This window comes from Nonomuraea sp. NPDC049158, from assembly GCF_040648335.1.
Classification (GTDB): domain Bacteria; phylum Actinomycetota; class Actinomycetes; order Streptosporangiales; family Streptosporangiaceae; genus Nonomuraea.
The window spans coordinates 220,977-244,009 of the sequence record NZ_JBEZDM010000013.1; the positions used below are offsets into that span (position 1 = coordinate 220,977).

Sequence of the window (23,033 nt, forward strand, 5' to 3'; positions counted from 1 at the left end):
GCCGCGCCCTTTTTGTGGTGTGTATGGCTATTCCTGGCTGAACGTCCACACATAGACAACCTGGTCCTTCTCAGGCACCCCGCCCGCGCCGCTGTACGTGGCCTGGGCCGCCTCGTTGCCCTCATCGGTGGTCACCCACATGCCATGGCAGCCGCGCTCGCGAGCGAGCCGTTCCAGGGCCGCGACCAGCGACCCACCGATGCCCCGGCCACGGAAGGACTCGTCCACGCCGAGCTCATAGAGGAACATCTCGGTCCCCTTGTCGGGGTGGGTGGTCTCGACCCCGGTGATCATCCCGGCGGGCGTCTCGTCCACATACGCGATGAGCAGGTGGTGGCGCTCGTCCGCCAGGAACCTCGCGGTGGCCTCCGGCAGGGGAGCGGAGTCGAAGAGGTGGCCGGCCGCCTCGACGTCCTCGGGCCGGGTGGCGCGACGGATGTCCATGACCGGAGAGTAAGCGCAGGTCGCCGCGCCACGCACGGCATTTATTAGGTCGATAAATGCGACTCTGTGGCAATAAGCTGGCGGTCATGACGGAGGCACTCGAAACGGTCCGGCCGGAAATCGTCCAGGCCTGGGTCGACGGCTGGGTGGTCTCGCGCAGCGCCCCGCAGCCCGTACGGGAGCCATGGGGCCTGCGAGTGGACGTCGGCCGGCCCGGCCACGTCGCCCGCCACGTGCTGCCCGCGCCCACCCCCGGCGACCTGCGGCTGCTGGCCGAGACGATCAGCACGCCGGGCACCTGGCTCAAGCTCTGCGCTCCCGCGGAGGCGGTCGTCCCCTGGCTCACGCCGGCGTGGTCGATCGACGAGCCGGAGTTCATGATGACGGGGCCGCTGGCGCGGGGCCGGGTTGAGGCTCCCGACGGCTACACGCTGGCCGTCACCACCCGGTCGGACGTGACCGTGGCCCGCCTGCTCACGGCGGCGGGCGAGATCGCGGCCCGGGGGCAGATCGCGGTCACCGGGCGTACCGCGGTCGTGGACCAGGTCGAGACCGCCCCGAACCACCGCCGTCGCGGTCTGGGCCGGGTGGTCATGACGGCCCTGGCCGACACAGCCGCCTCGCGTGGCGCCAGGACGGGCATCCTGGTGGCCACGCCCGCCGGTCAGGCCCTCTACCGGAGCATCGGCTGGACGACCCGCACCCCGATGACCGCCGCCGTCCTGGCGGCCTCCTGACGGGCTCCTGGGGCGGCGGCTGAGGTCCTGGGGGCTTTTACGGTCGTTCGGGTACGGCCGGCGACGCGGACCCGGCCGTACCCGTGAACCGGGCGGATCAGACGAGCGGGCGGATCACCAGCGTCTGGTCGCGGCCGGGGCCGACGCCGATCGCGGAGATCGGCGCGCCGCTCATCTCCTCCAGCGCCCGCACGTACGACTGCGCGTTGGGCGGCAGGTCGTCGAAGGTCTTGGCGCCGGTGATGTCCTCCTGCCAGCCGGGGAACTCCTCGTACACCGGCTTGGCGTGGTGGAAGTCCGTCTGCGTCATCGGGATCTCGTCGTGCCGCGTGCCGTCGACGTCATAGGCGACGCACACCGGGATCCGCTCCAGCCCGGACAGGACGTCGAGCTTGGTGAGGAAGAAGTCGGTGACCCCGTTGATCCTGGTCGCGTAGCGGGCGATGACCGCGTCGAACCAGCCGCAGCGCCGGTTGCGGCCGGTGGTCACGCCGTACTCGCCGCCGGTCTGGCGCAGCCACTCGCCCATCTCGTCCTCGAGCTCCGTGGGGAACGGGCCGGAACCGACGCGGGTGGTGTACGCCTTGAGGATGCCGATCACCTTCGTGAGCCGCATCGGCGGGATGCCGGACCCGGCGCAGGCGCCACCGGCCGTCGGCGAGGAGGAGGTGACGAACGGGTAGGTGCCGTGGTCGATGTCGAGCAGCGTGCCCTGACCACCCTCCAGCAGCACGAACTTGTCCTCGTCCAGCGCCCGGCTCAGCACCAGTGAGGTGTCGGCGATGTGCGGCTTGAGGCGTTCGGCGTAGCCGAGGTACTCCTCCACGACGGCCTCGGCCTCGATGCCGCGCCGGTTGTAGACCTTGGTGAGCACCTGGTTCTTCTCGGTCAGCGCGACCTCGATCTTCTTGGCCAGGATGCCGGGGTCGAGCAGGTCCTGGACGCGTACGCCCATCCGGTAGATCTTGTCGCCGTAGGCGGGGCCGATGCCCCGGCCCGTCGTGCCGATCTTGGCCTTGCCCAGGTAGCGCTCGGTCACCTTGTCGAGCGCCTTGTGGTGGGGCATGATCAAGTGCGCGTCGGCGGAGATCAGCAGGCGCTCGGCGGAGATGCCGCGCGCGGCCAGCCCGTCTATCTCGCTGAGCAGGACCCCGGGGTCGATCACGACCCCGTTGCCGATCACCGGCACGACGTGCGGCGACAGGATTCCGGTGGGCAGAAGGTGCAGTGCGTATTTCTGGTCACCGATGACCACGGTGTGACCCGCGTTGTTGCCACCCTGGTAGCGGACGACGTAATCGACGTCGCCACCGAGCAGGTCGGTGGCCTTGCCCTTGCCCTCATCGCCCCATTGGGCACCAACGAGAACGGCAGCCGGCATGGTTCAGTCTCCCGAGCACAAAACGAAACCCCTGGCGCAAGTGCGACAGGGGCTCTTGCGTAGAGAGACTACCCGAGTCGGCCTATTCGTCCCAAGTGCTAGTTCTTGGCCAGCGCGTCGTAGGCGTCCTCACTGCTGTCCCTGAGGAACTGCAAGCATCGTTCGGCCTCGTCCTTCTCGCCGATCGCCTGGGCGGCCCTGGAGAGCGAGTAGAGGCAGCGCAGGAAGCCGCGGTTCGGCTCGTGCTCCCAGGGGATGGGACCGTGCCCCTTCCAGCCGCTCCGGCGGAGCTGGTCGAGCCCGCGGTGGTAGCCGGTGCGCGCGAAAGCGTAGGAGGTGACGGCGTGGCCCTGCGCGAAGTACTCCTCCGCGAGCGTGGCCCAAGCCGCCGGGTAGGCGGGGAAACGGGCCGCCACGTCGGCGGCCTTGGCGCCGGCTTCCAGCGCCTCCCTGGCCTCGGGCAGGTCCGGCAGTTGAGTCGGGGGCGGCCCGGCGAGAAGGTTATCCATAGGACAAGTCATACCCGCCGAGCCGCCGAAGTGGCTAGGAGATCTTCGTCCCAGCGGATTTGAGGTGCTCACACGCCTCGACGACGCGCGCCGCCATCCCGGCCTCGGCCGCCTTGCCGTAGGCGCGCGGGTCGTAGGCCTTCTTGCTGCCGACGTCGCCGTCGACCTTGAGGACGCCGTCGTAGTTGCGGAACATGTGGTCCGCGATCGGCCTGGTGAAGGCGTATTGGGTGTCGGTGTCGACGTTCATCTTGACCACGCCGTAGGAGATCGCCTCGTGGATCTCCTCCATCGCCGACCCAGAACCGCCGTGGAAGACCAGATCGAACGGTTTGTCCTTGCCGTACTTGGCGCCGACGGCGTCCTGGATCTCCTTCAGCACGCTGGGCCGCAGCTTGACGTGCCCCGGCTTGTAGACGCCGTGCACGTTGCCGAACGTGGCGGCCAGCAGGTAGCGGCCCTTCTCACCGAGACCCACGGCCTCGGCCGTGGCCAGCGCGTCCTCGGTCGTGGTGTAGAGCTTCTCGTTCATCTCGCCGACGACGCCGTCCTCCTCGCCGCCGACGACGCCGATCTCCATCTCCATGATGATGTTGGCGCGGTGGCACTTGTCGATGAGCTCCTTGGCGATCTCCAGGTTCTCCTCCAGGGGTACGGCCGAGCCGTCCCACATGTGCGACTGGAAGAGCGGGTCAAGACCCTTGGAGACCCGCTCCAGCGAGATGTCGATCAACGGCCGCATGAAGCCGTCGAGCTTGTCCTTGGGGCAGTGGTCGGTGTGCAGCGCGACCGTCACCGGATATTTGGCGGCGATCACCCTGGCGTACTCGGCCAGCGCCGTCGCGCCGATCACCATGTCCTTGACCGTGGCGCCGGACAGGAACTCCGCGCCGCCCGTCGACACCTGCACGATGCCGTCGCTCCCGGCCTCGGCGAAGCCGCGGAGCGCGGCGTTGAGCGTCTGGGAAGAGGTCACGTTGATCGCCGGATAGGCGAATCCGCCCGCCTTCGCGCGGTCGAGCATCTCGGCATAGACCTCTGGGGTTGCTATAGGCATGCTTCATCTCCCTGAGAAGTACGGCTTCGCGCAGCCCAGTATCCCGGTCCGCTACCCCGCGTGGTAGAGACAACGCGCGGCGGCCGAGGCCGTTCGCGCCAAGGTAGGCTCACCCCGTGGACTGGCTTTCCAACCTCCTGGACCCGACGTGGTGGCTGACGATGCTCGGCGCCTTCGCGACCGTCGGCGTCCTGGCGATCATCTTCGCCGAGACGGGCTTGCTCATCGGGTTCTTCCTGCCCGGTGACTCGCTGCTCGTCGCCGCGGGCATTTTCAGCTCCGCCGCCGCGGCGAAGGGGATTGGCATCGAGCCGCTGTCCTTCCCCGTGCTGCTGATCGTCACGCCGCTGTGCGCGGTGGCGGGCGCCCAGCTCGGCCACCTCATAGGGGTCAAGATCGGCAGGAGACTCTTCGACCGGCCGGACTCACGGCTGTTCAAGAGGGAGTACGTGGAGAAGGCCGAGCACTTCTTCGTGAAGTTCGGCCCGGCCAGAGCGGTGATCATCGCCCGCTTCGTGCCGATCGTCCGCACGTTCCTCAATCCGGTGGCCGGCGTCCTGGAGATGCCGGCCCGCACGTTCTTCATATGGAACGTGGTCGGCGGCGTGCTGTGGGTCGAGAGCATGCTGCTGATCGGCCACTTCCTCGGCAGCCAGGTCGATCCGACCAAGATCGACAAGTACATCCTGCCCGGCGTCTTCCTCATCGTGCTCATCTCGCTGATCCCGATCATCGTCGAGGTCGTGAAGTCCCGCAGGGCCGGCAAGCAACTGCCGGAGCCCAACGGCAAGCACCACCGCGTGCGCTGATCCACACTGGCAATCCGTTAGTGATCGAGATCGACCGCGCCTACGAGTACGCTCCCCCTTGTGGGACGCCACAGGTCAGATCCGATGGGCCTCGCCCGCCTCGCGCTCGCCGTTCTGGCGGCGCTGGCCGTGGTGACGCTCCTGGTCGTCGGCGGTCGTGCGCTGCTCACCTCGCTCGACACGCGCCAGCAGCAGCCCGAACGCGGGAAGGTCGCGGCTCAGCCGCAGGCCAGCGCCCAGGTGCCGACCGTCCGCATCGAGTGCGTGGCGGACACCTGCCCCCTCGTCACGGTCCGCGTACCGGGCGGCGATGTACTGCAATATCGCGACATGAGCAGGGGTGAAGAGGTCAGCTACTTCGAACCCGAGCTCGACGTGGTGCTCAGCGACGCCGCCACGGTCATCGTGACCGAGAACGGCAAGCCCCGCGCGCAGGGCAAGGCCGGCGCGCGGGAGGCGTTCACCGTCCGAGGTCGTGGAGCGTGAACGCGGAGCGGTAGGTGTTTACAGCCCGAGGTCCTGGAGTGTGAACGCGGAACGGTAGTCGAGCCCCTCCTCAGCCATCCGGGGCGCCGCGCCCCGCTCGACGATCGTGGCCACGGCGACCACCTCCGCGCCCGCCTCGCGCAACGCCTCGACGGCCGTCAGCGGGGAGGCGCCGGTCGTGGAGGTGTCCTCGACGGCCAGCACGCGACGACCCTTGACCTCCGGGCCCTCGATCCTGCGCTGCATGCCGTGCGCCTTCTGTGCCTTGCGCACCACGAACGCGTCGAGCGGCCGCCCCTGCGCCGCGGCGGCGTGCATCATCGCGGTCGCGACGGGATCGGCGCCCAATGTCAGCCCGCCCACGGCGTCGTACTCCAGATCCTTGGTCAGGTCGAGCATCACCCTGCCGACCAGGGGCGCGGCCACCCCGTCGAGCGTGATCCGGCGCAGGTCCAGGTAGAAGTCGGCCTCCTGACCCGAGGAGAGCATGACCTTGCCGTGCACGACGGCCTTCTTCTTGATCTCGGCCAGCAGGTTGTCGCGGTCTGTCATGCGTCCCAGCTTAGGGTCCCCGCGTATGTCCAGGCGGCCCGCGTACGGCCGGGGTACGGCCGGCTGGGAGCGCTGCCGGAAGGTCCGGGAGCACTGTCTGAAAATCCGGGAGCACTGTCGGAAGCTTCGGGAGCGCCGGCGGAAGGTAAACCCGATCCTTCGGTTTAGCCGGGACGGTGGCTGCGGAATGCTCGGAGGTAAACTCTGGGTAATCGTGAGGTCACTATGAGTGCAGAATCGCCGCAGAGCGATGCGGATCTTCTCCACGCGGTAAGAGCCGGCGACGCCACCGCCTATCGCGAGCTCCACGACCGCCACGTGGCCGCCGCGCGCTCCCTGGCCCGCCAGCTCGTCAGGGGTGAGGCCGAGGCCGACGACGTGGTCGCCGAGTCGTTCACCAAGATCCTCGACCTCGTCGGCCGTGGCGGCGGCCCTTCGGCGGGCTTCAGGACGTACCTGCTGACGGCCGTGCGACGCACCGTCTGCGACCGTACGCGGGTGGCCGACGGCCAGATACCCATGGGCGGCCCCAAGCGCCAGCTGACCACGGGCGGGACCGAGCGCCAGGCGCTCACGGACGGGTCCGAGCGTCAGGAGGCCATGGGCGGGACTGAGCGCCAGGCGGCCATGGCCGGGAGCGAGTCGCCCGATCCCGGTGTGCCCTTCATCGACCCGGCGCTCATCGGCCTCGAACGGTCGCTGATCGCCAAGGCGTTCCTGTCGCTGCCCGAGCGGTGGCGGGCGGTGCTCTGGCACACCGAGGCCGAACACTCCCCACCCGCCGACGTGGCGCCGCTGCTGGGCCTATCAGCCAACGGCGTCACCGACCTCGCCCGCCGAGCCCTCGCGGGCCTACGGCAGGCGTACCTGCAAACGCACCTGGCCGCGCCGCTGCCCCACACGTGCCGGCTGGCGCTGGGCAGGATGAGCCGCTACGTCCGGGGCGTGCTGGCCAGGCGGGACGTCAAGGCGGTGGACGAGCACGTGAGCGGCTGCCCCGAATGCCGCGCGGTCCTGCTGGAACTGACGGACGTGAGCCGGGGCCTGCGCGTCATCATCGGACCACTGATCACCGGGCCGGTCTTCGCCGGGTACGCGGCGGCACTGGCCAAGGAGAGGACCCCGAGCGAAGACCCGGAGGGCTTTCCGCGCGCACTGGGCCGGCTGGGGCGGGCACCTGGGCGGTTGTTCGGCAGGGTGTGGCAGGCGTCTGGGCCCGTGTCCGGGCCGAGGTCTGGGCAGTTGTCGGGGCGGATGTCTGGGTCTGAGCGGGCGTCCGGGCGGGCGTCTGAACGGGCGTCTGGACGGGTGCGGCGCGTGCCCGCGTACGTGCTTGGTCGGGTGCGGCGGGCGCCGGAGCGCGTGTACGGCTGGGTGTGGCGGCCGTCCGGGCAGGTGCACGGTCAGGTGGGCCGGGTGCCCAGGTCCGTGCTCGGCCAGTTCTGGCGCGTGCCTGGATACGTGCTCGGCTGGGTTCGGCGCATGCCCAGGCACGCGCTCGGCTGGGTTCGGGATGTGCCCAGGCACGCGCTCGGCTGGGTTCGGGATGTGCCCAGGCACGTGTTCGCCTGGGTTGGGCGGGTGCCTGGGCACGCGTTCGATTGGGTTGGACGCGTGCCCACGTACGCACAGGCGGCGGTGGCGGGCGGTACGGCTGCGGCTGTCGCGGCCGCCGCCGCGTTCACGCTGGTCTCGGCCGAGGAGCCGATGCCGAGACCGGTCGCCAAGCCCGTCGCGTCAGCCGGGCCGCCGCCCGTACGGCCGGCCGACAAGCCCACTCGGGTTCCTCCTGGGCGACCAGCCACCCCGTCGGGAACGAGGGGACACCGGGCGCGCTTGCACGCCACGATCGGCGTGCTCGGCGCGCTGGTCCGCGACCAGCCCGGCATCATCGGACTTCGACTCCGCAACTCGGGCAACGCCCCGACCGCCGAACTCACGGCCACCGTGGACCTACCCGCAGGCGTCACGCTGATCCCATCGGGCGATTACCGTCATGGCGCCGCAGCGGGCGTAACCCTGACCCGGCCACGCGGCTCCGACCACGGCACCGCACCGATCCAGCGGAGTGGTTACGGTCCCGGTGTCGCAGCGGGTGGGATGTCGAGCCAACCCGGTGGCTACGGACACGGTGCCGTGACGGACGGGATGTCGATCCAGCGGAGTGGCTATGGCCACGGTGTCGCGGCGGATGGGATGCCGATTCGGCCGGGTGGCTATGGGCACGGTGTCGCGGTGGTTACGCCCGTTGGGACCGTGGATGGCTGGGCGTGTCGTCCGGCCGGGCAGGGCGCCGTGTGCGCCAGGGGGCCGCTTGAGGCGCGCCGTCGCACTGCCGTCTTCCTGCGCGTCCAGGTGGCTTCTCAGGCGCCTGAGGGTGACGGGCTCGCCGTACGGATCACGTCCGGCTCGCTGCGGGTCGGGGCGCGGTCGGCGGCCGGGGTACGGCGGGAGGGCATGCCTGCCAGGTTCGCCACCGACGGCAAGGTGACGGTCAGGGCGGTCGGCAACTCGCTCCTGAGCTGCCCGCTGGAGGACGACGGCTGCGAGGAGGCGCGGCGGCGGGAGGGCGACAGGCGTGACGACGAGTTGTGGCCCATGGCGGTCGTCGACGAGGACAGGGCGCCGGACACCTACGCCTCCAGCGGTGCCACGCTGCGATTGCCTCCGGGTGGTCGGGTCGTGTGGGCGGGCCTCTATTGGTCGGCCAGTGGGGAGAACACGGGGCTGATCAGGCTGCGGCCGCCGGGTCGGCGGCGTTACCTGTTCATCAAGCCCGAGCAGGTGACGGTCCGCGAGCTGCCCTCTGGGCCCGCCTACCAGGCGTTCGCCGACGTGACCGGGTTGGTCGGGAGCGTCAGGCAGGAAGGCATGTGGTGGGCGGCCGACCCGCCGATGGGGGAAGGGGTCGCGCAGCATGCCGGATGGAGCCTGGTGGTGATCGCGACCGACCCGTCCGAGCCGTACAGCCACGCCGTAGTGCTCGACACCCCGACCGTCGTCGGCGGCGAGGCAGGTCAGACCCGGATCCCGTTGGACGGCCTGGTCCCCGCCGCCGTCCCCGCCCGAGGCCCGCGAGACCCGCGAGGCCCCCGACACCTGCGAGAGAGCGTGGCTCCTGCGGCCGTGCGCGTGCGAGGTCTGCGGGACGGCATGGCTCCTGCGGCCGTGCGTGCGCGGATCCCAGGTGGGGGCTCGGCCTCTGGGGGCTCGCCCAGGCGGGTGCCGTCGGGTGGGTTGGTGCCTGCTCGGATCGAGGTGGTGGCCTGGGGAGGTGATGCCGATCTCGATGGTGACCGGCTCTCTCTGGGGTCGGGGCCGCTCACCCCAGCGGGAGGTGACCATGACGCGGACAACGTCTTCGACGGCTCGTCCAACGGTGCCAAAGGGATGACGTTCGGTGTCGACGTCGACACGTTCGGCGCCGAACTCGGCCATGACCCGGCGCTGGCCATCGATACGCGGAAGGATGTGGTGTTGTTCGCGATCGCCGCCGTCAGCGTGCGTGCACGGTCGTGACGTACGTGCACGATAGTGACCAAAGTCCGACATATTGGTACGGTCAGCCCGAATGCACCGGCGTATGGTCAGGGCAGGGGCGAATCGTCGGGATTAACCTCGCGCGATCACCCGCTTTCATTACCCTGAGAGAGGGCCGCCCGCGAGTCCGGCTCTGACGGTGCACAGTCTGCTAGGTCGGACCACCAGGAAAGGGGCCGTGTCAGTGGATCGCTGCGCGCTGTTCGTGGACGCTGGCTATCTGCTGGCCGACGGCGCGATGGCCGTGCATGGCACCCGCCATCGTGAAGCCGTGGCCTGGGACTATCCAGGGCTCTTGCAGCTCCTGTCAAACCTCTCGCGCGAGCGCACCGGCCTGCCGATGCTCCGGTGCTACTGGTACGAGGCGACCGTCGAAGGCCGCCGCACACCGGAGCACGACGTGCTCGCCGACATCCCCGGCCTCAAGCTCCGTCTCTCCCGCATCCGCCCCGGCCGGCGCGAAGGCGTCGACGCCCAGGTGCACCGCGACCTGATGACGCTCGCCCGCAACAGCGCCATCTGCGACGCCGTCGTGGTCAGCGGTGACGAGGACCTCGCCCAGGTCGTCAGCGACGCGCAGGACCTCGGCATCCGGGTGACCGTGGTGCACATCGCCGTAGACGGCAGCTGGGCGGTCTCCCGTACGCTCATGCAGGAGAGCGACGACCTCATCGAGCTGGGCGGCGTCCACATGCGCCCCTACGTCAACATGGTGACCGGCGCCATCGAGGCGTCCAACGGACACCACCAGCCGGTCAGCAACGGTCACGCCGGCCACGCGCAGCGGGAGCTGCCGCCCGCCCAGCCGAGCGGAGGCAGCCACGCCGCCGACAGGGCGAGCCAGGCCGGCACCAACGGCATGATGCCGTCGGCGGGGCGTGGCCAGCAGCAGCCGCCGCCCAGCTACGCCAACTACCAGCCCGATCCGACGCCGTCGGCCGCCCCGGTGACCGGGCCCATTCCGCAGCAGCCGCAGGCGCCGACGACCGGGCAGTTCGCGTCGCAGTCCAACGGGACCTACCAGCCTCCGCCGCCGCAGTCCAACGGGACCTACCAGCCCTCGCAGCTCGGCGCCTACACCGGCCCGCAGCCCGCGCCGGTCTCCCAGCAGCCCTCAGCCGCCACGGCGGGAGCCACCACGCTGTCCGACGCCGTCAAGGCCGCCCATCGGGAGGGGCACGACTTCGGCGAGTCCGTTGCCCGCGACGCGCCGGCCCTGTGGCTGGAGGCCGTGCTCGCGCGCAAGCCGCGGATGCCCTCCGACCTGGAGGCCCGCCTGCTCCAGGGGTCGTCCCTGCCGATCGACTTCCTGCTGCACGACGAGGTACGCCACGCGCTGCGCCGCGGCTTCTGGGATGCCTTGGAGCGCGCCAGGCATTAGCCTGACGCGCCCTGAGGCCGGTGCCTCTCGGCCTCCGACGTTCAGAGGTCAGGCCGCTGACGTCCAGACGTCAGCGGGCCTCTGAGAACGATCTCAGCGCCTCGGGGCTTGGTCTAGAGACGCCCCCGGCAAGGGACGGCTACCGGCTAGGGGACGGCGCGGCGGCTTACGACAGGGCGTCGAAGCCGGAGCGCAGATGGGCCAGTCGTTCGGCGAGGTCGGCGAGCGGGACGGACAGCGTCGGGTCGTGCGACTTGTTGGCCAGCTCCCGCACCCTGCTCAGCTCGTCCTCCGCCGCCGTCAATCGCCGCGACAGCTCGGGCAGGATCGCCGCCTGGTCACCAGCACCCGGCGGCAGCTCGCCGCTCAGCCGCTCGCGCAGCATCGACGCCTGCTCGGCCAGCCGTTTGTTCATGTTGTACAGCTCGGTGAACACCGACACCTTGGCCCGCAGCACCCACGGGTCGAACGGCTTGGTCAGGTAGTCGACCGCGCCCGCCGCGTAGCCGCGGAAGGCGTAGTCGGGCGCGCTGTCGACCACCGTCAGGAAGATGATCGGGATGTTGCGGGTCCGCTCCCGCCGCTTGATGTGGGCGGCCGTCTCGAACCCGTCCATGCCGGGCATGCGCACGTCGAGCAGGATGAGCGCGAACTCGGTGTTGAGCAGCGCCTTGAGCGCCTCTTCGCCGGACCTGGCGCGTACGGGCACCAGGTCGAGCGAGCTGAGGATCGCCTCAAGGGCGATCAGATTCTCCTCGCGGTCGTCGACCAGGAGGATCTTGGCACGATCCGGCATGGATCACGCCCCTTCGGCGGTGGATTCGCCGGTGGACCGCCCTCGGCCGAGCCAACCGCGCAGCCGTTCGAGCAGCCGGTCGACGTCAACGGGCTTGGGTACGTAGTCGGACGCGCCCGAGGCGATGCTCTTCTCGCGATCGCCCCGCATGACCTTGGCGGTCAACGCGATGATCGGGAGATCGGCGAACTGCGGCATGCGCCTGATGGCCGAGGTCGTGGCCCAGCCGTCCATCTCCGGCATCATGATGTCCATCAGCACGAGAGCGACGTCCTCGTTCCGTTCGAGCTGTTCGATTCCTTCCCGACCGTTTTCAGCGTAGACGACCGTGGAGCCATGCCGTTCGAGGACGCTGGTGAGGGCGAACACGTTGCGGATGTCGTCGTCGACGATGAGGATCTTCGCGCCGTTGAGCGGGTCGTCGCCGTGCCACTGGCTGCTCTCGGCGGGCGGCTCGATCAGCTCGGGCAGCGGCAGGTCGAGCGGCATCGGCGGCTCGTGCAGCGCGGCCGCCGTCTCCTCGACCGGCACGGCGAGCAGTTGCCTGCGCTCGACCACGGCGTCGCTGTCGGTCTCGGCCAGCGGGCCGGTGTAGGAGGCCGGCAGGTAAAGGGTGAACGTGCTCCCCTTGCCCAGTTCGCTGTCGACGTGGATCTCACCGCCGAGCAGTCTGGCGATCTTGCGGCAGATCGACAGGCCCAGCCCGGTGCCGCCGTACTTGCGGCTGGTGGTGCCGTCGGCCTGCCGGAACGCCTCGAAGATGACCTCGCGCTTGTCGGGCGCGATGCCGATGCCGGTGTCGATCACCTGGAAGGCCAGCAGGTCGTAGGCGCCGTGCAGGGTGTCGTCGTCGAACTGGACCCCCGCGGGCACCGGCGTGACCCGCAGCTTCACCTCACCCTTCGGGGTGAACTTCACCGCGTTGGACAGCAGGTTGCGTAGCACCTGCTGCAGGCGCTGCTCGTCGGCGCGCAGCTCCTGCGGCACGTCGCTGTCCACCTCGACGGCGAACGCCAGCCCCTTGTCCTGGGCCAGCGGCGCGAACGCCGCCTCCAGGAGGTCGACCATCTTCGGCAGCGACACCTGGATCGGATGGATGTCCATCCGGCCGGCCTCGACCTTGGACAGGTCGAGCATGTCGTTGATCAGCTGGAGCAGCGCGGAGCCCGCGCCGTGGATCGTCCTGGCGAACTCGACCTGCTGCGAGGTCAGGTTGCCCTCGGCGTTCTCGGTCAGCAGCTTGGCCAGCACGAGCAGGCTGTTGAGCGGTGTGCGCAGCTCGTGGGACATGTTCGCGAGGAACTCGGACTTGTAGCGCGAGGACACGGCCAACTGCTCGGCGCGCTCCTCCAGCGTGCGACGGGCCTGCTCGATCTGGAAGTTCTGGATCTCGATGGCGCGGTTCTGCTTGGCCAGCAGCGCCGCCTTGTCCTCGAGCTCGGCGTTGGACCTGCGCAGCTCCTCCTGCTGGCGCTGCAGCTCGTCGGAGCGCTCCTGCAGCTCGCGGGTGAGCCGCTGCGACTCCGTCAGCAGGTCTTCGGTGCGCGAGTTGGCGATGATGGTGTTCATCGTGACGCCGATGGTCTCGACGAGCTGGGTCAGGAAGTCGAGGTGCACCTCGCCGAACGGGGTGAAGGAGGCCAGCTCCAGCACGCCCAGGACGCGGTTCTCGAACAGGATCGGGAGTACGACGATCTGCGCGGGCGTCGACTGGCTGAGACCGCTGTCGATGGTGATGAACCGCGGCGGCACGTCGTCGAGGACGATGTGCCTGCCCTGGGCCGCGGCCTGGCCGACGATGCCCTCGCCGACCGCGAAGCGCTGGCGCGGGCCGCGGTCGGGGCGTACGCCGTAGCCGCCGATCAGCAGCAGCTCGTGCTCGCCCTCGGGATCGACGCCGTAGAAGGCGCCGTAGCGGGCCGACACCAGCGGCGTCAGCTCGCTCATCGTCAGCTTGGCCACCTCGAACAGGTCGCGGTGGCCCTGCATGAGCCGGGAGATGCGGGCCAGGTTGGACTTGAGCCAGTCCTGTTCCTGGTTGGCCTGGGTGGTCTCGCGGAGGTTGGCCACCATCGAGTTGATGTTGTCCTTGAGCTCCGCCAGCTCGCCCTGCGCCTCGACGGCGATCGAGCGGGTCAGGTCGCCTCTGGCCACGGCGCTGGTCACGGTGGCGATCGCGCGTACCTGGGTGGTCAGGTTGCCGGCCAGCTCGTTGACGCTCTCGGTGAGCCGCTTCCAGGTGCCCTCCACGCCCTCGACCCGCGCCTGACCGCCGAGCTGGCCTTCCGAGCCCACCTCGCGGGCGACTCGGGTCACCTCGGAGGCGAACGAGGACAGCTGGTCGACCATCCGGTTGATGGTGGTCTTGAGCGCCAGGATCTCGCCCTGGGCGTCCACGTCGATCTTGCGGGTCAGGTCGCCGTTGGCGACCGCGGTGGTCACCTCGGCGATGTTGCGCACCTGGTAGGTCAGGTTGTTGGCCATGAAGTTGACGTTGTCGGTGAGGTCCTTCCAGACGCCGGACACGCCCTGCACCCGGGCCTGGCCGCCGAGCTCGCCCTGCGTGCCGACCTCGCGCGCCACGCGGGTCACCTCGTCGGCGAAGGACGACAGCTGGTCGACCATCGTGTTGAGGGTGTCCTTGAGCTGGAGGATCTCGCCCTGCGCGTCAACGGTGATCTTCTTCGACAGGTTGCCCTGGGCCACCGCGGACGAGACCGCCGCGATCTGGCGCACCTGGGAGGTCAGGTTGTTGGCCATGGAGTTGACGTTCTCGGTGAGGTCCTTCCAGACCCCGGAGACGCCGCGTACCTGTGCCTGGCCGCCCAGCTGCCCCTCGGTGCCGACCTCGCGGGCGACTCGGGTCACCTCGGAGGCGAACGAGGACAGCTGCTCGACCATCGTGTTCATGGTCGACTTGAGCTCCAGGATCTCGCCCTGGGCGTCCACGTCGATCTTGCGGGTCAGGTCGCCGTTGGCCACGGCCGTCGTCACCTGGGCGATGTTGCGTACCTGATAGGTGAGGTTGTTGGCCATCGAGTTGACGTTGTCGGTGAGGTCCTTCCAGACGCCCGACACGCCCTTCACCTCGGCGCGCCCGCCCAGCTTGCCCTCGGTGCCGACCTCGCGCGCCACGCGGGTCACCTCGTCGGCGAAGGACGACAGCTGGTCGACCATCGTGTTGAGGGTGTCCTTGAGCTGGAGGATCTCGCCCTCGGCGTCGACCGTGATCTTCTTCGACAGGTTGCCCTGGGCCACCGCCGTGGCCACGGTCGCGATGCTGCGTACCTGGCTGGTGAGGTTGTTGGCCATGAAGTTGACGTTGTCGGTGAGGTCCTTCCAGACGCCCGACACGCCCGACACCCGGGCCTGGCCGCCGAGCTGGCCCTGTGTGCCGACCTCGCGGGCGACTCGCGTGACCTCCTCGGCGAAGCCGGACAGCTGGTCCACCATCGTGTTGACGGTGTTCTTGAGCTCGAACATCTCGCCCACGGCGTCGACCGTCACCTTGCGGCTCAGGTCGCCCTTGGCCACGGCGGTGGTCACGACCGCGATGTCACGCACCTGCGCGGCCACCCGGGAGGACATCGTGTTGACGGCCTCGGTGAGGTCGCGCCAGCTGCCGGACATGCCGCGCAGGTTGGCGCCGCCACCCAGCCGGCCCTCGGTGCCGGCCTCCCTGGCCACCCGCGTGACCTCGGAGTTGAACAGCGCGAGCTGGTCGACCATGCCGTTGATCGCCTTGCCCAGGCGGCGCACCTCGCCGCGGGCCGAGCGGTCGAGGTCGATCCGCCGCGACAGGTCGCCCTTGGCCACGGCGTCGATCACGTCGGCGGCACCGCTCACCGGGCTCACCAGGGCGTCGATCAGCATGTTGACCGATTCGACGCTCTCCGCCCAGGCGCCGACTCCCGGCCCCGGCGTCAACCGCTCGCCGAAGCGACCCTCCTTGACAACTTCCTTGCGGACGCGCACCAATTCGTTGGCGAGATGTTCGCGACGGTCGGCCACTTCGTTGAGCAGCAACCGCACCTCACTGAGGATGCCGGCCGGGGCGTGCGGGACCCGGCGGCGAAAGTCGCCGTCCCGCCAGGAGAAAAGGGTCTCCAGGATCGGGACGAGGTCCGACTCGGTGTAAGTCCTCTCCTCAGAGCTCAGTGCGGCCTTGGCCGTTGTCATGGGTCCTCCTTCACTCCCGGGGTGCCACCGCGAGTGATTCAAGTCTGTCACGATGAGTAGCTCATAGTCCCGTCCTTGGATTTACCCCAAGTCAGCAGGAAGTGTGGTAGGCACGATGCGATGACTGGTACTCCCCATGCGGTGTTGGCCGCTACGTTCGCGCCCGGCGACACCGCTGTGACGGCTGCGATGAGGTTCACCCGTGAGGTGATGACCGCGTGGGCAGTCGGCAGCGTGCTGCATCTGGCCGAGCAGGTCGCTGGTGACCTGGCACAACAGGTGGTTGACGAGCCGTTCGAAGTCATCTGGAAGCATTTTGGCGACGCCGTGCAAGTCGAGTTGAGACAGCGGAGCATCTCGCAGGGCGACCCGAAGGCTCCGTCTGTGGGGGTGGAGGAGTGGGGAATCACCTTCTCAGGTGATTCTCGTGTCCATTGGGCAAGACTCACGCTACCCGGCTCGACGGACAGAGTGGCATCCGAATGGCTGGAGGAGAGCGCCAGGGGGCCACATTGGCTGGGGTTCCTGGCTGACGCGAGTGACCTGCTCGCGGGCACCCTCGACCCCGACATGGTGCCGGCCATCATCGCCCAGATCGTGGTGCCGCGACTGGCGAGCTGGTGTGCCGTCTACACCTCTGACTCCGCTGTCGGACCGCTGCGGCTGGTCTATCTCTGGCACGCCGACGAGGCCAGGATCGACGGGCTGCGCGAGCAACTGGGCGACATGGACGCGATGATCTCCGACGCGCACGTCACCTCCACCGTCCACCTGGCCGACTCGCAGGTGCTCGCGGTCCCGCTGACCGCGCGCGGCCGCGGCCTGGGCATGATGTGCCTGGGCCGGCCCGACCGCTTCCCCGACGAGGTCATCCAGTTCGCCGAGGACATCGCCAGGCGGGCCGCGCTGGCCACTGACAACGCCCGCGTGTACGCCCAGCAGGCCGCGGCCAACCGGGCGCTCCAGCGCAGCCTGCTCCCGCCGAACGAGCCCGAGGTGCCCGGTCTCGACTACGGCGTGGTCTACGAGCCCGCCGGCGAGGCCAACGAGGTCGGGGGCGACTTCTACGACCTGTTCAAGGCCGGCGACGACACCTGGCGGTTCGCGATCGGCGACGTGTGCGGCACCGGCCCGGAGGCCGCCGCCGTGACGGGCCTGGCCCGCCACACCCTGCGCCTGCTCGCCCGCGAGGGCTACGGCGTGGCGGCGGTGCTGGGCCGGCTCAACCAGGCGATCTTGGAGGAGGGCGAGCGGGCCAGGTTCCTCACGCTGCTGCACGGCGACATCACGCCGGTGCCGACCGGTCTTGAGGTACGCCTGGTGTCGGCCGGTCATCCCGAGGCGCTGCGCCTCAAGCCGAGCGGCGTGGTCGAGACGGTGACGACCCCGCAGTCGCTGCTCGGGGTCTTCCACGAGGTGGTTTTCGAGGCCGACACGCTGCACCTCGACCACGGTGACGTGCTGCTGGCGGTGACCGACGGTGTGACCGAGCGGCGCTCAGGCGGGCGGCTGCTCGACGACGACAGCGGGCTGGCCAAGCTGCTCGCCGAGTGCGCCGGGTTGTCGGCCCGCGCGGTGGCCGAGCGGATCCGCAGAGGGGCGGCCGACTTCGCCACGGAGCCGAGCGCGGACGACCTCGCGATCGTGGTCCTTCGCGCCCGCTGACCCCCGTTGTCCTTCACTCCCGCTGATCCTGATGGGCGCGCCCGCTGAATTGGGCGCGCCCGCCGATCTTGACGGGTCAATTCAGTTGACTAACGGGCCTGACAAATTGTCGATTATCAGTGTGGATTTACATGCTTGCGGGCGAATTCAAGCTGTAGTGCGATTTGCGCGATCCGTTCGGACATGACCAGCGAGCCACGGATGGCGTCGTAGGCGTACACCTCGTGCTCCCGGCCATGCTCGGCCAGTTTCGCCACATACTTCTCGATCTGCCGCAGCGGGCAGCGGCTGTCGTTCTCGCCGGCCAGGATCAGCACCGGGCTCTCCACCCGGTCCACGTACGTGATCGGGGAGCTGGCCGCGTAGCGCTCGGGCTGGTCGTCGGGCGATCCGCCCAGCAGCGCGCGGTGGTAGGCGCGCAGGCTCTCGGCCTCGTCCTCGTAGGAGGTCTGGTGGCAGGCGATCGGCACCGCCGCGATGCCGGCCGTCCACAGCTCGGGCTGGGTGCCGAGGCCGAGCAGCGTGAGGTAGCCGCCCCAGGCGGTGCCCGTCAGCAGCATCCTGGTGGGGTCGGCGATGCCGCGCTCGACGACGTGCTCGCGTACGGCGGCGACGTCGGCCAGCTCGATGTGGCCGATGTCGCTGTGGAGCGCGTCGCGCCAGGCCGAGCCGTAGCCGGTCGAACCACGGTAGTTGACCCGCACCACCGCGAAGCCGGCGTCCACCCAGGCCGCGACCTCGGGGGAGAAGGCGTCGCGGTCGTGCGTGGTCGGGCCGCCGTGCAGCAGGAAGACGGTCGGGAACGGCGCGGCGCCGGACTCGGGCCGGGAGACCAGCGCGTGGATCCTGCCACCGGGGCCGGGCACGTCGAGGTCCTCGACGGGCACGCTCGGCGGCGCCGAGGGGCCGCTGGAGTTGAGCACGACCTGGCCGTTGCTGGAACGGATCACCGGTGGCCGGGAGGCGCTGGACCAGGAGTATTCGACGTTGCCGCCGGGGCGCGGGGCCGCGGCGTCGATCACGCCGTGGGGCGTCTCCAGCAGGGTCAGGCCGCCGCCCGCGAGGTCGTAGCGGTGCAGGTAGCTGCGGGCGCGGTTGTCGCGCAGGATCAGCAGGCCGCGGCCGTCGTCGTACCAGCTGGCGGTCAGCTCGCCGGAGTCCTTCATCCAGATCTCGCGCTGCTCGTCGGTCACCGGGTCCCAGACCAGGGGCGCCTGACGCTGACGGCGCTCGTGCAGGGCGAGCATGCGGCGGTCGCCCGGCACCGGGGCGAACTTGAGGCCGATCACGCCCTTGTCGGGGCCGTCGTAGAGCTCGCCGACGACGTCGCCGTTCTGGCGTACGACGCGGAGCGCCGGATGACGGAAGTCGCCATACTCGGCATGATTTATCGCGATAAGTGAGCCGTCGAGGGACATGTCGGCGACCCAGGCCGCCTCGGCGTGCTCGTACAGCAGGCGAGACTGTTCGCCGGGCTTCACCAGATGGATCCTGAACGAACCCTCGCTGGCCAGGCTGATCGCCGCGTGGCCCGCCATGGACAGGGCGATGCCGCCCGGCTGGCCGGGCTCGAGGTCGGGAGCGACCTGCTCGTCGGGGCCGCCGTTGAACGGCTGGCGCCACCACAGGCCGAACTCGTCGCCCTCGGTGTCGGCGAACCAGTAGATCCACTGGCCGGTGGGGTCGATCGCGGCGTGGGCCGTGCCCTTGGGCCGGTCGGTCACCTGGCGGTTGGCGCCGCTGGCACGGTCCCAGGCGTAGACCTCCCAGGTGCCGGTGGCGTTGGAGCGATAGATCGAGCGGTTCGGGGCCAGCCGTGCCCAAGAGGGCAACGTCATGCGCGACGCTCGGAACCTGGCCTGCCAGCGTTCCTCGGCCTTCATCCGGCGCGCCCCCCTCCCTCTCTCACCCCGCCTCCGGGCGTGGGTTGCCGTCCAGTATTGCGCTTGTCTCGCGGAAATACTCCGGGAATGTGGGGGAATTTCGGACTAAATGCCCCATCAATAACACGAGTCGCAGATGTCCGTCAAGGAACAGCCCTTGATCGCGGCGAGGCCTCGAAGATAGACAGGTGGAACGCGGCCTTGGCCGTCACTTTTTCCCGCTTTTTCACAGCAAACCGTGAGAGAAAGCTGGAAATCCGCTCCGTCAGCTCGGTCGCCTCAGTGTGCCACGCGCTCGGTCCCATCCCCACCACGCCGGCGATCTCGTCAGGGCTCAGCTCCAGGTCGAACTCGACCGTCCGCCGCTCGGTCTCGTCGAAGCCCTCCAGGCTCCTGGCCAGCCGCCGCTCCTTCTCCTCGTCAACGGAGAGCAGCCCCAGTTCCTGGACGAGCGGGCTCAGATGCGCCTGAGCGGGCGTCACGACCATCACCGCGCCGCCAGGCCGCAGAACACGCCGGAACTCGGGACCGTTCCGCGGCGCGAACACGTCGATCACCACGTCGGCCACCCCGTCCCTGATGGGCAACGGCCGCCACACGTCGGCCACGAAGGCCCCCGCCCTCGGATGCGCCCGAGCGGCACGCCGCACGGCGTGTTTGGAAACGTCGAATGCCATCCCGATGCCACGGTCCACCGCTCTCAGCACCGCCGCCAAGTAATAACCGGTCCCGGCTCCGGCATCAACGATCACCGGCTCCGGCGCGTGATCGGCGTCCTGCCGCGCCGTCCCTGCTCCACGAGCCACTGCGGCACTACGGTACGCCTTCTCGGCCGCCGCGTCCGGCAGTGCCGAGAACCTATCCCTACGGAAAGCATCGTCTTCCCGGCCATTGGCGCCGACTATCCTCAACCGCACACTCTCGGCGAGCGCGTCGGCGAGCGGAGCGTAGTGTCCGGTTCCCAGGAACTCGGCCCGCGCCGCCACCATCGCCGCGCTGTCCGCCGTTCCCGGCGTCCGCGAGCCGACCAGCAGGCTCACGTAGCCCTGCTTGGCCACGTCGTACGCATGGCCCTCGGCGCAGCGGAGCGTGTCACCCGCCGACCACATCTCACGGGCACAGACCGGGCAGGCCAGGTATTTGATGATGTCAGCAAGCATGCGCCCATTGTCATGTCCCGGGGGGACCTGACGCGCCAGGGGGTCAGGCGCCGGCCTCGAGCAGGAAGGCCGCGTTGGAGGGTGTCTCGCGGAGCTTGCCGACCAGCAGCTCCAGCCCCTGCTGCCGATCCAGCGCGCCGAGCATCCGGCGGAGCTTCCAGACCACCTGCCGCTCGCCGGCCGGCAGCAGGATCTCCTCGCGGCGGGTGCCGGAGATGCCCAGGTCGACCGCGGGGAAGAGGCGTCGTTCGGCCAGGTCACGGGCCAGGTGCACCTCCATGTTCCCGGTGCCCTTGAACTCCTCGTACAGGCTGTTGTCCATGCGCGACCCGGTGTCCACCAGCACGGTGGCCAGGATCGTCAGGGAGCCGCCGCCCTCCACGTTGCGCGCGGAGCCGAAGAAGCGCTTCGGCGGGTAGAGCGCGGTGGCGTCGATGCCGCCGGTGAGCACGCGGCCGCCGCCGGGGGCCAGGTTGTTGTACGCGCGCCCGAGCCGCGTCAGCGAGTCGAGCAGGACCACGACGTCCTCGCCGTTCTCCACGAGGCGCTTGGCGCGTTCGATGGCCAGCTCGGCGACGGCGGTGTGGTCGCGGTCGGGGTGGTCGAAGGTCGAGTAGAAGACCTCGCCGTGGATGGAGGCGCGCATCTCCGTGACCTCTTCGGGCCGCTCGCCGACGAGCAGCACCATGAGGTGCGTCTCAGGGTGGTTGCGCGCGATGGCCGCCGCGAGCGCTTGCAGGACCATGGTCTTGCCGGCCTTGGGCGGGGCCACGATGAGCCCGCGCTGGCCCTTGCCGATCGGCGCGAACAGGTCGATGACGCGGGTGCTGAGCGACTCGGTCTCGATGCGCAGGCGTTCGGTGGGATGGATCGGGGTCAGATCCGCGAAGTGCGGACGGTGCCGCCAGTCGGCGGTGCCGTTGACGTACTCCACCTGGACCGGTTTGCCGCTCGCGACGGTGGCGACGACGTGGTCGCCGGGGCGCAGGCCGAGCTGCTTGATCCGCTCGGGCGGCACGCGGACGTCATCGGGGCCGGGCAGGTGTCCCGCGCGGATGAAGGCGCCCTTCTCCCGTACGTCGAGCAGGCCACTGACCTGCCGAATGGGGGCACCGGAGCGCGGTTTGGGAATGGTTTGAACAGACATGATGGACCCTCCTCGAGGGCATCGCCGAAGAAAGCCGGCGAGTGTGAAGAATGAGCCGGGCCCGGCAACACCGGAGCGGGCTATGAGGGAAGTGGCGGAGCGAGGAGCTCAACGCCGCTGGCAACGTATCACACGTTCCGGCCCATACAACACCTAGCCCGCTTGGGCTATTCCCGGGGGGTTCTCGCCTCTTCCGCCTCGCCGCCGAGGGCGCGGCGTAACAATGTTCTTCTCGGTGCCGGAGTGCTGCGAATTACCCGCAGCAGGTGTGCACGACGACACAGATCGCCCATCAATGCACCGGCAACCTGTCAAGTGAGATGCAGGGCCGCTGCAATCTGATGAGGCTTTCATAGAACCACGAACTCCTTGGGGGGATCACCATGAAGACCAGCACCCGTTGCCCGCGGTGTCACAACGAGCTCGACGAGGGCCCGATCATCTACAGGTGCGCCCACTGCAGCCGCGCCGTCTACGCCGCCGACCTCGAGAACGAGTACGTTCCGCGCCAGCGCGTGGCCGCCTAATCTGGGCGAATGCCACATCAGCCGCGCACGATCTCCGGCGTCGAAGTGACGCCTCTCTGCGACGCCGTGGGTCCCATGGGCCCGACGATCCGCCGCCCGCTCGCCGAGATGTTCCCGGGGGGAGGGCTCGTGGACGAGCCGTGGATCCTGCACTTCCACTGTTACCTGCTACGCGACCGGGCCGGCCGGGTCACCCTCGTCGACACCGGCATCGGTGCCGCGGACTCACCGGCGTCGAGTTGGGCGCCGGTGCCGGGGACACTGCCCGGTGAGCTGGCCGCCGCCGGCGTCGAACCGGCCGACGTCGACACCGTGATCCTCACGCACCTGCACAGCGACCACGCCAGTGGCGCGGTCGCGGACGGCCGGCCGCTGTTCGAGAACGCCAGGTACGTTCTCCAGCAGGCCGAGGTCGACGCGGCCCACGGCGCGATGCTCGACCAGATCGTCACCCCGATCAAGGGCCGGCTGCAGGTGGTCGACGGCGACACCCAGGTCGCGCCGGGCGTACGCGTCCAGCTCGCCCCGGGGCACACCCCCGGCCACCAGATCGTCCGGCTGGGCGAGCTGGCGATGACCGGCGACCTGGTGTTGCACCCGGCGCAGCTGGCCGATCCGAGCGTGCGTTACGTCTACGACGACGACCAGGCGGCGGCGGCCGCCACCCGTGCCGAGGTGCTCGGCGCGCTGCGGGCCGAGCGCGCGGTCCTGGCCACCGCCCACTTCAGCGACCCGTTCCTGGACCTATAGCTCCCTGTAGACCCGTTCCTGGACCTCAGC

The 23,033-nt window shown here is 69.5% G+C and carries 18 protein-coding genes; 8 read left to right on the forward strand and 10 right to left on the reverse strand.

The window, feature by feature from the left end; all coding sequences use genetic code 11:
* Positions 1–27: 27 nt before the first annotated feature.
* A complete protein-coding gene (locus AB0B61_RS28090; protein ID WP_358437663.1) occupies positions 28–444 on the reverse strand; it encodes a GNAT family N-acetyltransferase in 417 nt (138 codons plus the stop codon).
* Positions 445–530: 86 nt separating this feature from the next.
* Between AB0B61_RS28090 and AB0B61_RS28095 the strand changes: the two genes are divergently transcribed.
* Positions 531–1,181, forward strand: coding sequence for a GNAT family N-acetyltransferase (locus AB0B61_RS28095; RefSeq protein WP_358437666.1), 651 nt, complete (start codon positions 531–533; stop codon positions 1,179–1,181).
* Positions 1,182–1,278: 97 nt separating this feature from the next.
* Here AB0B61_RS28095 and AB0B61_RS28100 read toward each other — a convergent pair whose 3' ends face one another.
* The 3 genes from AB0B61_RS28100 to fbaA all read right to left on the reverse strand — a co-directional run bounded on the left by AB0B61_RS28100 (position 1,279) and on the right by fbaA (position 4,128).
* Complete coding sequence (locus AB0B61_RS28100) at positions 1,279–2,562, reverse strand: adenylosuccinate synthase (RefSeq protein WP_358437669.1); 1,284 nt, start codon at positions 2,560–2,562, stop codon at positions 1,279–1,281.
* A gap of 98 nt (positions 2,563–2,660) precedes the next feature.
* On the reverse strand, positions 2,661–3,071 hold the full coding sequence (locus tag AB0B61_RS28105) for a DUF3151 domain-containing protein (RefSeq protein WP_358437672.1): 411 nt from the start codon (positions 3,069–3,071) through the stop codon (positions 2,661–2,663).
* Between the two features lie 34 nt (positions 3,072–3,105).
* Positions 3,106–4,128 (reverse strand): class II fructose-bisphosphate aldolase, encoded by a 1,023-nt coding sequence (fbaA, locus tag AB0B61_RS28110; RefSeq protein WP_358437675.1) that lies wholly within the window; start codon positions 4,126–4,128, stop codon positions 3,106–3,108.
* 116 nt (positions 4,129–4,244) lie between these two features.
* On the opposite strand from fbaA, the gene AB0B61_RS28115 reads away from it, so the two are divergent.
* Entirely contained in the window at positions 4,245–4,937 is a 693-nt protein-coding gene (locus tag AB0B61_RS28115) for a DedA family protein (RefSeq protein WP_358437678.1), read from the forward strand.
* A gap of 84 nt (positions 4,938–5,021) precedes the next feature.
* Positions 5,022–5,423 carry a hypothetical protein gene (locus AB0B61_RS28120; RefSeq protein WP_358437681.1) on the forward strand — a complete coding sequence of 134 codons (402 nt, stop codon included), beginning with the start codon at positions 5,022–5,024 and terminating at the stop codon, positions 5,421–5,423.
* A gap of 18 nt (positions 5,424–5,441) precedes the next feature.
* Here the strand turns inward: AB0B61_RS28120 and pyrE are convergent, their stop codons facing one another.
* Positions 5,442–5,975 carry an orotate phosphoribosyltransferase gene (pyrE, locus tag AB0B61_RS28125; protein WP_358437684.1) on the reverse strand — a complete coding sequence of 178 codons (534 nt, stop codon included), beginning with the start codon at positions 5,973–5,975 and terminating at the stop codon, positions 5,442–5,444.
* Between the two features lie 225 nt (positions 5,976–6,200).
* On the opposite strand from pyrE, the gene AB0B61_RS28130 reads away from it, so the two are divergent.
* Both AB0B61_RS28130 and AB0B61_RS28135 read left to right on the forward strand, forming a co-directional pair.
* A complete protein-coding gene (locus tag AB0B61_RS28130; RefSeq protein WP_358437686.1) occupies positions 6,201–9,494 on the forward strand; it encodes a sigma-70 family RNA polymerase sigma factor in 3,294 nt (1,097 codons plus the stop codon).
* A 205-nt stretch (positions 9,495–9,699) separates the two neighbouring features.
* On the forward strand, positions 9,700–10,896 hold the full coding sequence (locus AB0B61_RS28135) for an NYN domain-containing protein (protein ID WP_358437844.1): 1,197 nt from the start codon (positions 9,700–9,702) through the stop codon (positions 10,894–10,896).
* Between the two features lie 166 nt (positions 10,897–11,062).
* Here the strand turns inward: AB0B61_RS28135 and AB0B61_RS28140 are convergent, their stop codons facing one another.
* On the reverse strand, positions 11,063–11,692 hold the full coding sequence (locus AB0B61_RS28140) for a response regulator (protein ID WP_358437688.1): 630 nt from the start codon (positions 11,690–11,692) through the stop codon (positions 11,063–11,065).
* A 3-nt stretch (positions 11,693–11,695) separates the two neighbouring features.
* Entirely contained in the window at positions 11,696–15,871 is a 4,176-nt protein-coding gene (locus AB0B61_RS28145; protein WP_358437691.1) for a HAMP domain-containing protein, read from the reverse strand.
* A gap of 471 nt (positions 15,872–16,342) precedes the next feature.
* On the opposite strand from AB0B61_RS28145, the gene AB0B61_RS28150 reads away from it, so the two are divergent.
* Entirely contained in the window at positions 16,343–17,536 is a 1,194-nt protein-coding gene (locus tag AB0B61_RS28150; protein WP_358437694.1) for a GAF domain-containing SpoIIE family protein phosphatase, read from the forward strand.
* A gap of 116 nt (positions 17,537–17,652) precedes the next feature.
* On the opposite strand, the gene AB0B61_RS28155 is transcribed toward AB0B61_RS28150, so the two are convergent.
* The 3 genes from AB0B61_RS28155 to rho all read right to left on the reverse strand — a co-directional run bounded on the left by AB0B61_RS28155 (position 17,653) and on the right by rho (position 21,726).
* Complete coding sequence (locus AB0B61_RS28155) at positions 17,653–19,419, reverse strand: prolyl oligopeptidase family serine peptidase (protein ID WP_358437696.1); 1,767 nt, start codon at positions 19,417–19,419, stop codon at positions 17,653–17,655.
* 143 nt (positions 19,420–19,562) lie between these two features.
* Entirely contained in the window at positions 19,563–20,579 is a 1,017-nt protein-coding gene (locus AB0B61_RS28160; protein ID WP_358437698.1) for a putative RNA methyltransferase, read from the reverse strand.
* Between the two features lie 43 nt (positions 20,580–20,622).
* Positions 20,623–21,726 (reverse strand): transcription termination factor Rho, encoded by a 1,104-nt coding sequence (gene rho / locus AB0B61_RS28165; RefSeq protein WP_358437700.1) that lies wholly within the window; start codon positions 21,724–21,726, stop codon positions 20,623–20,625.
* A gap of 383 nt (positions 21,727–22,109) precedes the next feature.
* Here rho and AB0B61_RS28170 point away from each other — a divergent pair, with 383 nt between their 5' ends.
* Both AB0B61_RS28170 and AB0B61_RS28175 read left to right on the forward strand, forming a co-directional pair.
* Positions 22,110–22,253 carry a hypothetical protein gene (locus AB0B61_RS28170; RefSeq protein WP_358437703.1) on the forward strand — a complete coding sequence of 48 codons (144 nt, stop codon included), beginning with the start codon at positions 22,110–22,112 and terminating at the stop codon, positions 22,251–22,253.
* A gap of 9 nt (positions 22,254–22,262) precedes the next feature.
* Positions 22,263–23,003, forward strand: coding sequence for an MBL fold metallo-hydrolase (locus tag AB0B61_RS28175; RefSeq protein ID WP_358437706.1), 741 nt, complete (start codon positions 22,263–22,265; stop codon positions 23,001–23,003).
* The last annotated feature ends 30 nt before the right edge of the window (positions 23,004–23,033 follow it).